Annotated in this window: 14 protein-coding genes and 1 tRNA gene; 10 read left to right on the top strand and 5 right to left on the bottom strand. The window is 69.4% G+C overall.

The window, feature by feature from the left end; all coding sequences use genetic code 11:
* Window positions 1–71: 71 nt before the first annotated feature.
* Both ACQP0N_RS23365 and ACQP0N_RS23360 read right to left on the bottom strand, forming a co-directional pair.
* Window positions 72–1,115 (bottom strand): LLM class flavin-dependent oxidoreductase, encoded by a 1,044-nt coding sequence (locus ACQP0N_RS23365; RefSeq protein ID WP_433114121.1) that lies wholly within the window; start codon window positions 1,113–1,115, stop codon window positions 72–74.
* Window positions 1,116–1,127: 12 nt separating this feature from the next.
* Window positions 1,128–1,607 (bottom strand): Lrp/AsnC family transcriptional regulator, encoded by a 480-nt coding sequence (locus ACQP0N_RS23360; RefSeq protein ID WP_355049541.1) that lies wholly within the window; start codon window positions 1,605–1,607, stop codon window positions 1,128–1,130.
* A gap of 83 nt (window positions 1,608–1,690) precedes the next feature.
* Here ACQP0N_RS23360 and ACQP0N_RS23355 point away from each other — a divergent pair, with 83 nt between their 5' ends.
* Window positions 1,691–2,869 (top strand): trans-sulfuration enzyme family protein, encoded by a 1,179-nt coding sequence (locus tag ACQP0N_RS23355; protein WP_433114118.1) that lies wholly within the window; start codon window positions 1,691–1,693, stop codon window positions 2,867–2,869.
* Here the strand turns inward: ACQP0N_RS23355 and ACQP0N_RS23350 are convergent, their stop codons facing one another.
* The gene (locus tag ACQP0N_RS23350) at window positions 2,870–3,538 is read right to left on the bottom strand and encodes an NAD-dependent epimerase/dehydratase family protein (RefSeq protein ID WP_433114116.1); all 669 of its coding nucleotides are present in this window, start codon (window positions 3,536–3,538) and stop codon (window positions 2,870–2,872) included.
* 94 nt (window positions 3,539–3,632) lie between these two features.
* Here ACQP0N_RS23350 and ACQP0N_RS23345 point away from each other — a divergent pair, with 94 nt between their 5' ends.
* Window positions 3,633–4,484 carry an alpha/beta fold hydrolase gene (locus tag ACQP0N_RS23345; protein ID WP_433114114.1) on the top strand — a complete coding sequence of 284 codons (852 nt, stop codon included), beginning with the start codon at window positions 3,633–3,635 and terminating at the stop codon, window positions 4,482–4,484.
* Window positions 4,485–4,490: 6 nt separating this feature from the next.
* Here the strand turns inward: ACQP0N_RS23345 and ACQP0N_RS23340 are convergent, their stop codons facing one another.
* Both ACQP0N_RS23340 and ACQP0N_RS23335 read right to left on the bottom strand, forming a co-directional pair.
* Window positions 4,491–5,240, bottom strand: coding sequence for a transcriptional regulator (locus ACQP0N_RS23340; protein ID WP_433114112.1), 750 nt, complete (start codon window positions 5,238–5,240; stop codon window positions 4,491–4,493).
* Between the two features lie 31 nt (window positions 5,241–5,271).
* Window positions 5,272–5,354 (bottom strand) — tRNA-Leu (locus ACQP0N_RS23335).
* Between the two features lie 83 nt (window positions 5,355–5,437).
* Between ACQP0N_RS23335 and ACQP0N_RS23330 the strand changes: the two genes are divergently transcribed.
* The 8 genes from ACQP0N_RS23330 (at window position 5,438) to polA (ending at window position 15,329) form a co-directional block, all read left to right on the top strand.
* Window positions 5,438–6,061, top strand: coding sequence for an ANTAR domain-containing response regulator (locus tag ACQP0N_RS23330; RefSeq protein WP_355049623.1), 624 nt, complete (start codon window positions 5,438–5,440; stop codon window positions 6,059–6,061).
* A 50-nt stretch (window positions 6,062–6,111) separates the two neighbouring features.
* The gene (locus ACQP0N_RS23325) at window positions 6,112–7,293 is read left to right on the top strand and encodes a hypothetical protein (RefSeq protein WP_433114110.1); all 1,182 of its coding nucleotides are present in this window, start codon (window positions 6,112–6,114) and stop codon (window positions 7,291–7,293) included.
* 208 nt (window positions 7,294–7,501) lie between these two features.
* Window positions 7,502–8,668: a branched-chain amino acid ABC transporter substrate-binding protein gene (locus ACQP0N_RS23320; RefSeq protein WP_433114108.1), complete on the top strand. Its 1,167-nt coding sequence runs from the start codon at window positions 7,502–7,504 to the stop codon at window positions 8,666–8,668.
* A 109-nt stretch (window positions 8,669–8,777) separates the two neighbouring features.
* On the top strand, window positions 8,778–9,728 hold the full coding sequence (locus ACQP0N_RS23315) for a branched-chain amino acid ABC transporter permease (RefSeq protein ID WP_357127195.1): 951 nt from the start codon (window positions 8,778–8,780) through the stop codon (window positions 9,726–9,728).
* Window positions 9,725–10,915, top strand: coding sequence for a branched-chain amino acid ABC transporter permease (locus tag ACQP0N_RS23310; protein ID WP_355049549.1), 1,191 nt, complete (start codon window positions 9,725–9,727; stop codon window positions 10,913–10,915). Before ACQP0N_RS23315 ends, ACQP0N_RS23310 begins: the two co-directional genes overlap by 4 nt.
* A gap of 43 nt (window positions 10,916–10,958) precedes the next feature.
* Entirely contained in the window at window positions 10,959–11,828 is an 870-nt protein-coding gene (locus ACQP0N_RS23305; protein WP_396799370.1) for an ABC transporter ATP-binding protein, read from the top strand.
* Entirely contained in the window at window positions 11,818–12,528 is a 711-nt protein-coding gene (locus ACQP0N_RS23300; protein WP_355049551.1) for an ABC transporter ATP-binding protein, read from the top strand. The genes ACQP0N_RS23305 and ACQP0N_RS23300 overlap by 11 nt, the downstream gene beginning before the upstream one ends.
* A gap of 101 nt (window positions 12,529–12,629) precedes the next feature.
* Window positions 12,630–15,329, top strand: a complete 2,700-nt coding sequence (gene polA, locus ACQP0N_RS23295; RefSeq protein ID WP_433114105.1) for a DNA polymerase I — start codon at window positions 12,630–12,632, stop codon at window positions 15,327–15,329.
* The last annotated feature ends 35 nt before the right edge of the window (window positions 15,330–15,364 follow it).

Genomic DNA, 15,364 nt, shown 5'->3' with positions numbered 1-15,364 from the left:
CGTACCACCACCGGCACCAACATTAGGCACCGTCCGGGTCGCGGGAGTGACGCTGACGTGAAGATCGTGTTTCACGCGTCCCGGCGCAGGCCCCCGGCCACCTTCTCGGCGATCAACTCGTACGACCGCACCCGGTCGGCCACGTCGTACACCAGCGTGGTGAGCATCAGCTCGTCCGCGCCGGTGCGCTCCTGCAACTCGGTGAGCTGCCGCCGCACCGTCTCCGGCGAGCCCATCGCCTGACCCTCGCGCCGTTGCAGCACGAACTCCCGCTCGAACTCCGTGTACGGGTACGCCGCCGCCTCGTCCGGCGTCGACAACGGCTCCGGCCGACCGGAGCGCAGCTTCAGGAACGACAGCGCGCTCGGCCCGGCCAACCACTCGGCCCGCTCGTCGGTGTCGGCGCAGACCGCGTTGACGGCCACCATCGCGTACGGCTTGTCCAGCCACTGCGACGGCCGGAAGTTCTGCCGGTACAGCGCCAGCGCCGGCAGCGTGTTCGCCGCGCTGAAGTGGTGCGCGAACGAGAACGGCAGACCCAACAGGCCGGCCAGCTGGGCGCTGAAGCCGCTCGACCCCAGCAGCCACACGGCCGGCTGCTCGCCGCGACCCGGGGTGGCGACGATCTGCCCCGGCTTCTCCCCGCTGAAGTAGTTCATCAGGTCGGCCAGCTCACGCGGGAAACCCTCCGCCGACAGGCCCTCCATGGTGCGCCGCAACGCCAGCGCGGTCACCTGGTCGGTGCCCGGGGCCCGGCCGATGCCCAGGTCGATCCGGCCCGGGTGCAGCGCCTCCAGGGTGCCGAACTGCTCGGCCACCACCAGCGGCGCGTGATTGGGCAGCATGACTCCACCGGAACCCAGCCGGATGGTCGACGTGTTCGCCGCCAGGTGCGCCAGCAGGACCGCCGGCGCGGAGCTGGCGATCGCCGGCATGTTGTGGTGCTCGGCCACCCAGAAGCGGTGATAACCCAGCTCCTCGGTGCGTCGGGCCAGCTCGGTGGTGGCCTGCAACGCCGCGCCGGCGGTGGCACCCTTGGCGACCGGGGCAAGATCAAGAACAGACAACGGTACGGTGATCACACGCAGTGCCAACTCCCCGGCCTGCCCGTTCATTCCGACAGCCGCTCAGCCCACCCCACGCGCCTGCTCGAAGATCAGGCTGGTCTGCGTGTGCTGCACCACCGGATCGACCGCCAGATGGTCCAGCACGAAGTCCCGCAACGCGTCACCCGACGCCGCCCGCACGTGCAGCACGTAGTCCTCCGCGCCCGCCACGTGGAACACCGACACCACCCCGGGCAGCCGCACCGACCGCGCCCGGAACGCGTCCACCGCCGCCCGCTCGTGCGCCGTCAACCGCACCGACACCAGCGCCTGCAACGGCAGGCCCAGCGCCGCCGGATCCACCTCCGCGTGGAACCCCCGGATCGCCCCGCGCTCGCGCAACGCCCGCGTACGCGTCAGACACGTCGACGGCGCCACCCCCACCCGCTCGGCGAGCGCGTTGTTCGGCAACCGGCCGTCCGCCACCAACTCGGCGAGGATCGCGCGGTCCACCTCGTCCAGGGCCGGATACGGCCGCACATCGTTCGACTCAGAGGGCATCCGAGCATCGTCCTCCGAACCACCGGACAAAACCAGGGCTCTCGACAGAATCATCCACCAAACTGTTGCCGCCGGCTTGGCAGATGTTCGACCCTACCCGCATGACGACGGTGGACACCCGAGCCGTACACGCCGGCCGCGACGACCTGCGCACGCTCGGCGTGCACGTACCACCGATCGACCTGTCCACCACCAACCCGCTGCCGTCGGTCGACGACGGCGGCAACGCCTACGAACACCTCGCGACCGGCGGCACCCTGCCCGCCGACGCCAGCGCCGTCTACCAACGGCTCTGGAACCCCACCGCCGCCCGCTTCGAAACCGCCCTCGCCACCCTCGAAGGCACCGAACAGGCCGTCGCCTTCGCCAGCGGCATGGCCGCCCTCACCGCCACCCTGCTCGCCGCCACCCGCGACGGCCACCGCCACATCGTCGCCGTCCGCCCCCTCTACGGCGGCACCGACCACGTCCTCGCCACCGGTCTGCTCGGCACCACCGTCACCTGGGCCCACCCCGACCAGGTCGCCGCCGCCATCCGCCCCGACACCGCGATGGTCGTCATCGAGACACCCGCCAACCCCACCCTCGACCTCGTCGACATCGCCGCCCTGGCCACCGCCGCCGGCGACGTGCCCCTGCTCGTCGACAACACCGTCGCCACCCCCGTCCTGCAACAACCCGCCCGCCACGGCGCCGCCCTCGTCCTGCACAGCGCCACCAAGAGCATCGGCGGACACGGCGACGTCCTCGCCGGCGTCGTCGCCTGCGACGAGGCCTGGGCGGTGCGCCTGCGCCAGGTCCGCGCCGTCACCGGCGCGATCCTGCACCCCCTCGGCGGCTACCTCCTGCACCGCGGCCTACAGACCCTCCCGCTGCGGGTCCGTGCCCAACAGGCCACCGCCGAGAAACTCGCCGGCTGGCTCGCCGACCACCCCGCCGTACACCGGGTGCACCACCCCTCGGTGTACGACCCGGCGGCGCTCGTCGGCCGGCAGATGTCCGGACCCGGCAGCCTCCTCGCCTTCGAGGTACGCGGCGGCGCGCCCGCCGCCGCCACCGTCGCCGACGCCTGCCGGCTCATCACCCACGCCGTGTCCCTCGGCGGCGTCGACACCCTCATCCAGCACCCCGCGTCGCTCACCCACCGCCCCGTCGAGGGTGACGCGAAGCCCACCGGCGCGCTGCTGCGCCTCTCCGTCGGCCTGGAAGATCCCGAGGACCTACGCGCCGACCTGGCCCAGGCGCTCGACGCGATCGTCTGATCAGCGCAGCTCGCGGTTGCCCAACACCCGGGTCGGCGCGCCCTCCCGCGCCACCCGCAGCATCGCCCGGCCGATCCCGTCCGTGGTCGTCACGTGGTTCGGCAGCAGCCGCCGCAACACCGGGAACAGCGGACGGGTCACCGCGTACCCGATCCGGTAGGCCCGCGTCCGCGACACCGCCCCGTACGTCGGCTGGATGAACCCCGGCCGCGCCGCGTACCCGTTGGGCAGCAGGTCCATGACCGCGTTCTCGGTGCGGCCCTTCACCCGCGCCCACATCACCCGACCCTGCCCCGTCGAGTCGGTGCCGACGCCCGAGACGTAGACGAACGTGACCTGCGGGCTCACCTCGGCCAACAGTCGCGCCGCAGCCATCGGGAAGTCGTAGCTGACCCGGGTGTACGCCGCCTCGTCCAGACCCAGCGACGACACACCGAGGCAGTAGAAGCAGGCGTCGACGCCGGTCAGCTCCGCCCGTACCGACTCCAGGTCACCGACGTCGGCGACGGTCAACTCCCGCAGCTTCGGGTCCCGCTGACCGGTCGGCCGGCGACCGATGGTGAGCACCTCCCGCACGTCCTCGGCGAGCAGGCACTCCCGCAACACGCCCTGACCGACCATGCCGGTCGCACCGAAGATGACCACCCGCATCAGATCCACCCCTGTCATCGGTCCCGCCACAGGCTCCCACGCTCGGCATGACCGTCAAGGCCCGGGGAAAGCCACGTCGGCCGACAACGCCGAGCCGAACGAGGGGACGAACATGCCGTTCATCACCGTGGGCACCGAAAACAACACCGCCGTCGACATCTACTACGAGGACCACGGCTCCGGCCAACCCGTCGTGCTCATCCACGGCTTCCCCTTCAACGGCGCGACCATGGAGAAGGTCGCCAACCCCCTGCTCAAGGCCGGCTACCGGGTCATCACCTACGACCGCCGCGGATTCGGCGCCTCCGGCCAACCGGACACCGGATACAACTACGACACCCTGACGGCCGACCTCGACACCCTCATGACCGAGCTGGACCTGCGCGACACCATCCTCGTGGGCCACTCCATGGGCACCGGCGAGGTGACCCGCTACCTCAGCAGGTACGGCTCCGACCGGGTCAGCCGGGGAATCCTGCTCTCCCCTCTCGCGCCGTTCCTGCGCAAGGCCGCGGACAACCCCGACGGCGTCGGCGGCAGCGTCCTCGACGGCTTCAAGCAGGCCATCGTGGCCGACCGGTTCGCCTTTCTCACCGCCTTCTGCACCAGCTTCTTCAACTACGAACAGACCAAGGGCAAGCAGGTCAGCGAGGAAGCGTTCAAGGCGCACTGGGCCATCGGCCGGCTCGCCTCCGCCCGTGCGATGTACCAGTGCATCGACACCATCTCCACCGACTTCCGCGCCGACGTGCCCCGGATCACCGTGCCGATCCTCATCGTCCAGGGCGACCAGGACGCCGTGCTGCCCATCGCGGTCACCGGCCAACGGCTCGCCCCGATGCTGCCCGACGGCAGACTCGTCACCCTCAAGGGCGCCCCGCACGGCATCCCGTGGACCCACGCCGACGAGGTCAACAAGGCGATCATGGACTTCATCGGCGCGCCGGCCATGGCCCGCGCGTGACCCTGGTCAGGACTTCGGGCCGACGTGTCGGTCGAGGGTGGCGACGGCGTCGCGCCGCGCCACCGAGAGCGACCATGGGAGGTTCATCCGCCACGAAATGTCGAGCAGGTCGAGCGCCCACTGGCAGAGGGACATGATGTCGGACGACCTGTTCGAGAACAGGTAGCGCGGGTAGACGTACTCCTTGCCGCGCACGGTCACCCGGTTGGCGGAACGGCAGCCGTCGGAGTGGAACAGCCCGCGCAGAAAATGGCCCGGATGGCCTTCGATGATCGCCCGTTGCCAGTCGACCAGGACGATCGGTCGCTCGTGCTTCTTGCCGGGGCCGTGCTGAGGGAGCAGGCAGGGCCAGTGCTTGCCGGTGCTCTGCACCGCAACGCAGCCCTGTTTCTGGATGCGCTGGACCTTGTTGGCGAGGACGGCCCGCATGGCGCCGTCGCAGGCGTCGATGAGGTTGGGCCAGGCGTCGGAGCAGTAGATGCGTAGGACCGGAACCCGATCAGTGGTCACCATGTGGCCGTCGCCGAGATAGAGGCCAAGCAGATAGGCGTAGGTCTCGGGATCGGTCGGGTTGCCGACATTCGGCGAGCAGCGAAAGCATCGTAGTTCGGTGCCGAACTTCGCTGGTTTGGGTCGATCGACGCACCAGTGCCAGACCGTGGAGTAGGGCAAGGAGAGCGCGCGGGCTACTGAATGGATGTTGTGTCCGCGAGCGCGGAGGGCGCGGGCGCGTGCCCGCATCTGCGGTGGATGCACGCCTGCATCATCGAACACGTGTATGACAAGGTGCCGGGAGCGGGATTCGAACCCGCAAGCCCTTTCGGGCAGAAGTGTTTGAGACTTCCGTGTATGCCGTTCCACCATCCCGGCGGGTGACGCTCACTGTACCCGACTACTCTCATGCGGGAGCATGGGTGGTGACCGTGCAGTGATCGATGGTGGGGGTAGGGCTGGTGGCTGAGACGCCGACGGATGCCGAGCGCAGGCGCGTGCTGATCGCCGAGGACGAGGCGCTGATCCGGCTGGACCTCGCCGAGATGCTCGTCGAAGAGGGCTACGAGGTGGTGGGGGAGGCCGGCGACGGCGAGACCGCCGTACGCCTCGCCGAGGAGCTGAAGCCCGACCTCGTCATCCTCGACATCAAGATGCCGATCATGGACGGGCTGGCCGCCGCCGAGCGCATCGCGGGCGCGCGGATCGCTCCGGTGATCATCCTCACCGCGTTCAGCCAGCGGGATCTGGTGGAGCGGGCGCGGGCGGCGGGCGCGATGGCGTACCTCGTGAAGCCTTTCCAGAAGAGTGACCTGGTCCCGGCGGTGGAGATCGCGTTGTCGCGGTATTCGGAGGTCGCGGCCCTGGAGGCCGAGGTCGCGAGCCTGACCGACCGCCTGGAGATCCGCAAGACGGTCGAGCGTGCCAAGGGCGCGCTGATGACGACGTACGGGATGACCGAGCCGCAGGCGTTCAAGTGGATCCAGCGCACGGCGATGGACCACCGGATGACCATGAAGGAGGTCGCCGAGCGGATCCTCGCGGAGACCGCCGGCGGCGAGGTGGCGCAGCAACCGTCCGTCTGAGCGCTGGTCGATCCTCGGCTACGGGTGATCGGATCGGTAGCATCAGTTGCGTGTCGGTCCGGCGTACGGTCGCGGTGGTCGGGGTTGTCGTCACGCTGCTCGCGGGCTGCCGGGCCGCCGACGACGGGCGGCTTCCCGAACCGGTGCGTCCACGGTGGGAGATGGCGGATCTGCCGGTGCCCCCGGGTGCGCCGGGGCGGCTCATCGCGCGTGATGTGACCGCGTGCGCGGGTCGGTGGTACGCCGTCGGCGCGGTGGGTGCGCCCGATGGTGGAACCCGGCCGGCTGCCTGGCGGAGCGTGGACGGTCGCGTGTGGACGTCGTTGCCGTTGCGGCCGATCAGCTACTACGGCGAGCGCGCGATCCTGTACGCGGTTGGCTGTTCCGAGGGTCGGATCGCCGTCATCGGGGCGCGCTCGGGTGGCGCGCACGGCAATCCGCGGGTGCGGACGTGGCGGCAGGACGCCGACGGTGGTCTGTCCGAGGTGCCGGCGGAGTTCGAGCTGTACGGGGGACCGGAGGCGGTCAGCGCGAGCCGCATCGCGGGTGGCGCTGGCGGGTGGCTGATCGCGGGGGCCCGCACGGGCGGGGCGGCGGTGTGGCGTTCCGCGGACGCGACCGACTTCGCGCTGGTCGACGATGCTCCGGGGTTGGCCAGTGACGCGGGCTTGACGACGATCGCCACGGACGTGGTGGCGACGCCCGATGGCTGGTTGGTCGCGGGCGGGGGTCGGCCGGCGGGTCGGGCCGACCGTGATCCGTACGTCTGGTCGTCGGCCGACGGCCGGGCGTGGACGCGCACGGCGTTGCCGGCGGCGGGTGCGGACGAGGTCGTGCAGCGTCTCGTCCGGGTGGGGCCCGTGGTGTACGCCCTGGGGGTGCGGGGGAGCGCATTCCACGCCTGGAAATGGTCGCCTCAGGCGACGGTCGGCGCCGAAGAATGGCGGGCTGTCGCGGATTTCGGGGCGACGGGCGCGGGCGCGGTGGCGGGGGTCGAGGCGGTTGCCGGCGACGCCGACGTGGTGCTGGCGATGACGGTGGCGAGCGACGGGCATCGGCTGTGGCGGTCCGCCGGGGATGCCCAGTCGTGGGCTCAGGTGACCCTGCCAGGTCACGTTTCGGCTGGTGGGGACACGTCGGCGGCGGTCGCGGCGGCGGACGGTCGGATGGTGGTCACCGTCGACGACGGGGTGGCGGCGCGGGTGTGGTTCGCGCCCTCTGGGCCCGTTTGACGAGTTGTCGACAGGCGCCGATGTGACATCTAAACGCGAGCTTTTCCGCTTCTGGTAACGGTTGAGTCAACGCCGCCTACGACACCTTACGGGGAGTAGTGGTTGTGGGATAACGTCCCGCCCCAGACCGGGTGAACGGTCCGGTCCGGTGTGGCCTTGGCGTTCTACGAGGCGCCACCGGGCTTCTGGACGGAGGAGGGTTCCAGCCTTGAGGCAAAACTTCGTGCGCGTCCTCGGCAGCGTCGCCATCGTGGCGCTTGTTGCCGGCGGCGCCAGCGCATGTAAGAAGGACGAGGGCACGTCGGGTGGTTCCGCCAGCAAGGCGTGCGACCTCAAGATCGGTTTCTTCGGGGCCCTCTCGGGCGCCGACGCCGGCCTGGTCACCCCGATGAAGCAGGGTGCCGACCTGGCCGTGGAGAAGTACAACGCGGCGAACGCGGACTGCAAGGTCACCGTTCAGGCGTTCGACTCGCAGGGCAAGGCCGACCTCGCCGGTGGTCTGGCGACCAGCGCGGTCGCCGACTCGAAGATCGTCGGCATGGTGGGTCCGGCGTTCTCCGGTGAGAGCGAGGTCGCGCTGCCGATCTTCGACACCGCGACCCTTCCCAGCATCAGCCCGTCGGCCACCCGGCCGAGCCTCTCCGAGAAGGGCTGGAAGGTCTTCCACCGGGGCGTCGGCAACGACTTCTCCCAGGGCCCGGCGATCGCCAGCTACATCAAGACGGTGCTGAAGGCCGAGAAGGCGTTCGTCATCGACGACCAGTCCGCGTACGGCGCGGGTCTGGCCGACGAGGCCAAGAAGGGCCTCGGCTCGCTGGTCATCGGCACCGACAAGGTCGTCGACAACGCGCAGGAGTTCGGCGCGCAGATCTCCAAGGTGAAGACCAGCGGCGCGACGGTGCTGTTCTACGCGGGTTACACCGAGGAGGCGGCGCCGTTCCTCAAGCAGCTGCGTGCCGCCGGCTGGACCGGCACGTTCATCGGTGGTGACGGCATCAACGACGCCAACATGCTGTCGGTGGCCGGTCAGAAGGACGTCGAGGGCACCATCGCGACCTGCCCGTGTGGTCCGGCGACCGCCGCCAAGGGCACCTTCGTGACCGACTTCAAGGCCAAGTACAACGTCGACCCGGGCGTGTACGCGGACGTGGCGTTCGACCTGGCCAACATCTACCTCGAGGCGATCAAGGCCGGTAAGACCACCCGTACCGACATCCAGGCCTTCCTCTCCACCTACAACAAGGCCGGTTCCGCCTCTGGCGTGACCTACAAGTGGGAGCCGAACGGCGAGCTGGACCCGGCCCAGGTCAAGGTGTGGGCCTTCAAGGCGAAGGCCGGCGCGTGGGCTCCGGACGTGGAGATCCCGAAGGCCTGATCCCGCCAGGGTCACAGGTTTGAGGGCGTGACGAACAGAGTTGTTTCGATGCGGTCGGGGTGCGTAACCCCGGCCGCATCGGCTCAACGCAACACCCTTCGGAGCATCGGTGGACTTTGCAGAACTCGTCCGGGGCTTCCCGGAACTGACCACAACCGGGTTGGTGCAGGGTGCGATCTACGCGCTCATCGCCCTCGGCTACACCCTCGTCTACGGCGTACTCCGCCTGATCAACTTCGCGCACTCCGAGGTCTTCATGATCGGCACGTTCGGTGCCATCTGGACCTGGGCGGCCTTCGGGCTCGACAGCAACAGCGGCGCTCCGTCGGTCGGTCGCTCGCTGCTGCTGATCGCTCTGGCGATCGTTGTGGCGGCGCTGCTGTCCGGCAGTGTCGCCCTGCTCATCGAGGTTACCGCATATCGGCCGCTGCGACGGCGTAACGCGCCGCCGCTGGCCTTCCTGATCACGGCCATCGGCGCCTCGTACGCGCTGATGGAGCTGATGGGAACGCTGACCCAGCGGCGTCAGATCGGCGCCCCGGCCCTGCTGCCCGCCGACACGCTGTTCAAGATCGGTGGCTGGAGCGTCACGCCGGTGCAGATGCTGACGCTGAGCGTGGCCATCATCATGATGGTGGGGCTGGACTGGTTCGTTAACAAGACCCGGTTCGGCAAGGGCATCCGCGCGGTGGCGCAGGACGCCAACACGGCCGCGCTGATGGGTGTCAACAAGAGCCGAGTGATCGCGTTGGTCTTCGTGCTGGGCGGTCTGATGGCCGGCGTCGCCGCCGTCTTCAGTGACATGAAGAGCGGAAACACCCGCTACAACATCGGCTTCCTGCTCGGGCTCAAGGCGTTCTCCGCCGCGGTGCTGGGCGGTATCGGCAACCTGCGGGGTGCGGCGATCGGCGGCATCCTGCTGGGTCTGGTCGAGAACTACGGGTCGGCGCTCTTCGGCTCGCAGTGGCGGGATCTCATCGCGTTCGTGGTGCTGATCGTCCTGCTGATGTTCCGGCCGACCGGCCTGCTGGGCGAGTCGTTGGGGAGGGCGCGGGCATGACCGCTCTGCGAGAGCGCTGGCACTCCGCTTCGAGTGCCATCGGTCGGCGGGTCGACGGGCTGCCGAAGTCCGCCCGGATCACCGGGTTGCTGGCCTTCCTCGCCTTCCTCTACATCCTGCCGAACAAGTGGTTCTACGAGTACCTGAACATCCCGGGTCTGTGGATCCCGCTGTACACCACGCGCAACGACATGGCGGCGGTGCTGTTCTACTGCGCGTGGATCGTGCTGCTGTCGCTCGGTCTCAACGTCGTGGTGGGCTACGCGGGTCTGTTGGACCTGGGGTTCTTCGGCTTCTTCGCCGTCGGCGCGTACACGGTGGCGTTGTTGACGTCGCCGGAGAGCAAGCTCATCACCGAGTACAACTGGTTCGAGAGCCCGTGGCCGTGGTTGGTCACGGTGCCGATCGCGATCGCGCTGGCGCTGTTGTCCGGTGTGCTGCTCGGCGCTCCGACGCTGCGGCTGCGGGGTGACTATCTGGCGATCGTGACCCTCGGTTTCGCGGAGATGATCCGGATCGTCGCCAAGAACCAGGACTGGGTCCTGAACGGTGACCGGGGCATCCCGCAGGTGGGGCACCCGCCGGGCAAGTACCCGGACGGGACGGCCATCTTCCAGTTCGAGTTCAAGCCGTACTACTGGCTGCTGCTCACCGTCATCATCGGTGCGGTCTTCCTGATCCGGAACCTGGCCAACAGCCGGGTGGGTCGCGCCTGGGTGGCGATCCGTGAGGACGAGGACGCGGCGGAGCTGATGGGTGTGCCGACGTTCCGGTTCAAGCTGTGGGCGTTCGCGATCGGCGCGGCTGTCGGCGGACTGTCCGGCACGTTGTGGGCCGGTCAGGCCAACTTCGTCAACTCGTCCACGTTCTCCCTGGAGAATTCGATTCTGGTGTTGGCGGCGGTGCTGCTCGGTGGCGCCGGCAGCATCGGTGGCGCGATCCTCGGCGGCTTCCTGGTCATCTACATTCCGGAGTGGCTGCGGTCGGTGGGTGACGTCTTCGGTCTGCCGGAGACGGCCACCGTCTTCGGTAACGACTTCGACGTCAGCCCGACGTCGTTGCGGTACTTCATCTTCGGGGTCCTGCTGATCATCGTGATGATCTTCCGCCCGCAGGGTCTGTGGCCGAACCGGCGGCGTGCCGCCGAGCTCAAGGACCGGCAGAAGGAGGTGGCTGTCGTTGAGTGAGCCACGGATGGGTAGCGAGCGCGACGTCACCAGCGAGCGTGACATGGCGATCGACGCGCGGACGACGGTGGGCAGCCCGGCGGAGACCTCGTCGACGCCGGACGAGGCCGTCAGCGAGCCGGCCACCCCGGTCGACGGCCGCAAGCCGCTGCTGGAGGTCGACCACGTCACGCTGCGGTTCGGTGGCGTGGTTGCCCTCAACGACGTCAACTTCACCCTCTACGAGGGGGAGATCCTCGGGCTGATCGGGCCGAACGGCGCGGGCAAGACGACCTGCTTCAACGCGATGACGGGCGTCTACACCCCGACGACCGGCCAGATCCGGTTCCGGGGCGAGAAGGTCAGTGGCCGTAAGCGGTTCCAGATCACCAAGCTCGGGATCGCGCGTACCTTCCAGAACATCCGCCTCTTCCCGGAGATGACGGCGCTGGAGAACGTGCAGGTCGGCGCGGACGCCAACCACAAGACCAGCGTGCCGAGCGCCCTGCTGCGGTTGCCGCGGCACTGGCGGGAGGAGCGGCAGGGCAAGGCCAAGGCCCACGAACTGCTGGACTTCGTCGGCATCCAAGGTCGCTCCGGCGACCTGGCCCGTAACCTGTCGTACGGTGACCAGCGTCGACTGGAGATCGCCCGGGCACTGGCGACCGATCCCACGCTGCTCTGCCTGGACGAGCCGGCCGCCGGGTTCAACCCGGCGGAGAAGGTGGCGCTGCTCCAGCTGATCCGCAAGATCCGCGACTCGGGCGTCACCGTCCTGCTGATCGAGCACGACATGCGACTGGTCATGGGCGTGGTGGACCGGTTGGTGGTGCTGGAGTTCGGGCAGAAGATCGCCGAGGGATCGCCGGCCGAGGTGCGCGACGACCCGAAGGTGATCGCCGCGTACCTGGGAGGTGTCGAGGATGCTGCTTGAGATCGACAACCTGAAGCTGCTCTACGGCCGCATCGAGGCGCTGCACGGCATCAGCCTGCACGTCGACCAGGGCGAGATCGTGGCGCTGATCGGTGCGAACGGCGCCGGTAAGACCACGACGATGAAGGCGATCTCCGGGCTGCACGCCATCTCCGGCGGCAGCATCAAGTTCGACGGCGCCGATGTCAGCCGGCTGCGCGCCGACCTGCGGGTGATCCGGGGGATCGGGCAGTCGCCGGAGGGACGCGGCGTCTTCCCCGGTATGACCGTGCTGGAGAACCTGGAGATGGGGGCCTACACCCGCAAGGACCGGGCCGACATCGCCAAGGACCTGGCGATGGTCTTCGACCTGTTCCCGCGGCTGCACGAGCGCCGCAAGCAGGCCGGTGGCACGCTCTCCGGCGGTGAGCAGCAGATGCTGGCGGTGGGTCGGGCGTTGATGACCCGTCCGAAGCTGCTTCTTCTGGACGAGCCGTCGATGGGGCTGGCGCCCAAGCTGATCCAGCAGATCTTCGAGATCATCACGCGGATCAACGAGCAGGGCACGACGATCCTGCTGGTCGAGCAGAACGCCCAGCAGGCGCTGTCGCGGGCCCACCGGGGGTACGTGTTGGAGACCGGCCGGATCGTCAAGGAGGGCACCGGCCAGGAACTCCTGCACGACCCGGCGGTCAAGGAGGCGTACCTCGGCGTGGCCTGAGTCACCGACGACGAAGCGGCCGGCGGGCGATCGCCGGCCGCTTCGTCGCGTCTGCGAGGCGACGACGAGGGTTGTCGGTGCGACGGACTAGAGTCGCTGCCGTGACAGCTACGACGCCGCGCCTGCTCCTCGTCGACGGACATTCCCTGGCATACCGGGCGTTCTTCGCCCTGCCGGTCGAGAACTTCTCCACCACGACGGGTCAGCCGACCAACGCGGTCTACGGCTTCACCTCGATGCTGATCAACGTGCTGCGCGACGAGCAGCCCACCCACATCGTCGTGGCGTTCGACGTCTCCCGCCAGTCCTTCCGCACCGAGAAGTACGCGGAGTACAAGGCCGGCCGCAGCGAGACCCCGACCGACTTCAAGGGCCAGGTCAGCCTCGTCAAGGAGGTTCTGGCGGCGCTGCAGATCCCGGTCGTCGAGATGGAGGGCTACGAGGCCGACGACGTCATCGCCACGCTCGCCTGCCAGGCCCGCGACCAGGGCATGTCGGTGCTGATCAGCAGCGGTGACCGGGACGCGTTCCAGCTGGTCGACGACCAGATCACCGTCCTCTACCCGCGCAAGGGCGTCTCCGACCTGGCCCGGATGGACCCGGCCGCGATCGAGACCAAGTATGGCGTCGGCCCGCAGCAGTATCGGGACCTCGCCGCGCTGGTCGGCGAGACCAGTGACAACCTGCCCGGCGTGCCCGGTGTCGGCCCGAAGACCGCCGCCAAGTGGATCACCACGTACGGCGGGGTGGAGGGCGTCATCGCCCGCGCCGACGAGATCAAGGGCAAGGCCGGTGACAGCCTGCGGGAGCGACTCGCCGACGTGATCCGCAACTACGAGATCAACCGCCTCGTCTCCGACCTGGAGCTGCCGCTGCGCCCGGAGGACACCCGCTGGACAGGATGGGACCGGGAGGCGGTGCACCAGGTCTTCGACACCCTCGAGTTCCGCATCCTGCGCGACCGCCTCTACCAGTACCTGGAGGCCGTCGAGCCGGAGGCCGAGTCCGGCTTCGACCTGACCGGCGAGGTGCTCACCGAGTCGGGCGCGCTCAGCGCCTGGCTGGACGCCCACGCCCCAACCGGCACCCCGGTCGGGCTCGCGGTCAAGCTCGACACCGGCCCCAACCGCCGGCACGCCGCCTCGATCACCGGGCTCGCGCTGGCCAGCGCCGGTGGCGCGGCCGCCTGGGTCGACCCCAGCGGGCTCGACGCCGCCGACGAGAGCGCCCTCGCGTCCTGGCTGGCCGACGCGCAGCGGCCCAAGGTGCTGCACGACAGCAAGCCCGCGGTGCTGGCCTGCGCCGCGCACGGCTGGGAGCTGGCCGGCATCGCCCGGGACACCCAGATCGCCGCGTACCTGGCCCGCCCCGACCAACGGTCCTACGACCTGACCGACCTGGCCCTGCGCTACCTGCACCGCGAGCTGCGGGTGGACGCGCCCGAGACCGGCCAGCTCACCCTCGACGGGCTGGGCGACGAGGGGGTGGCCGAGCAGAACCTCATGCTCCAGGCCCGCGCCACCCTCGACCTCGCCGACTCCATCGACGCCGAGTTGTCCCGGGACGGCGAGCAGTCCGCGCGGCTGATGGCCGGGGTGGAGCTGCCGCTGATGCGGGTGCTCGCCGGCATGGAGCGCACCGGCATCGCCGCCGACACCGACTACCTGTCCGAGTTGGAGGCGCACTTCGCCGCCGAGGTGAAGGCCGCCGCCCAGGGCGCGTACGAGGCGGTGGGCCGGGAGTTCAACCTCGGCTCGCCCAAGCAGTTGCAGGAGATCCTCTTCACCGAGCTGGGCCTGCCGAAGACCAAGAAGATCAAGACGGGTTACACCACCGACGCCGACGCACTGCAGTGGCTCTACGCGCAGCAGCCTCACCCGGTGCTGGCCCACCTGCTGCGTCACCGCGACGTCGCCAAGCTCAAGTCGACGGTGGACGGTCTGCTCAAGTCCGTCTCCGACGACGCCCGGATCCACACCACCTTCAACCAGACCGTCGCGGCCACCGGCCGGCTCTCCTCCACCGAGCCCAACCTGCAGAACATCCCGATCCGCACCGAGGAGGGCCGGCGCATCCGCCGGGCCTTCGTGGTGGGTGCGGGGTACGAGTGCCTGCTCACCGCCGACTACAGCCAGATCGAAATGCGGATCATGGCGCACCTCTCCTCGGACGACGCGCTCATCGAGGCGTTCAACTCCGGGGCCGACTTCCACGCCGCCACCGCCTCGTCGGTCTTCGGCGTGCCGGTCGACGAGGTCACACCGGACCAGCGGCGCAAGATCAAGGCGATGAACTACGGCCTGGCGTACGGGCTCAGCGCGTTCGGCCTGTCCCAGCAGCTCAACATCGGCACCGAAGAGGCGCGCGGGCTGATGGAGAACTACTTCGCTGGCTTCGGCGGGGTGCGCGACTACCTGCACCAGGTGGTCGCCAAGGCCCGCCAGGACGGCTACACCTCGACCATCCTGGGCCGCCGCCGCTACCTGCCCGACCTGGTGAGCGACAACCGGCAGCGCCGCGACATCGCCGAGCGGATGGCGCTCAACGCCCCCATCCAGGGGTCAGCCGCCGACATCATCAAGGTGGCGATGCTGCACGTCGACACCGCCCTCGCCGACGCCGGTCTGCGCTCCCGGATGCTGTTGCAGGTGCACGACGAGCTGGTCTTCGAGGTCGCGCCCGGTGAGCGGGAGGCCCTCGAAGCGCTGGTACGGCGCGAGATGGGCGGGGCGTACCCGCTGTCGGTGCCGCTGGAGGTGTCGGTCGGCTTGGGCCGGGACTGGAACAGCGCGGATCACTGATGGTCGCCGGTGGGGGTTCCGGGGCAGCCCGACCC

This window comes from Micromonospora sp. CA-246542 (assembly GCF_050942905.1).
Classification (GTDB): Bacteria; Actinomycetota; Actinomycetes; order Mycobacteriales; family Micromonosporaceae; genus Micromonospora.
The sequence above is the reverse complement of the archived record's forward strand: the minus strand, read 5'-3'. Positions and strand labels throughout refer to the sequence as shown.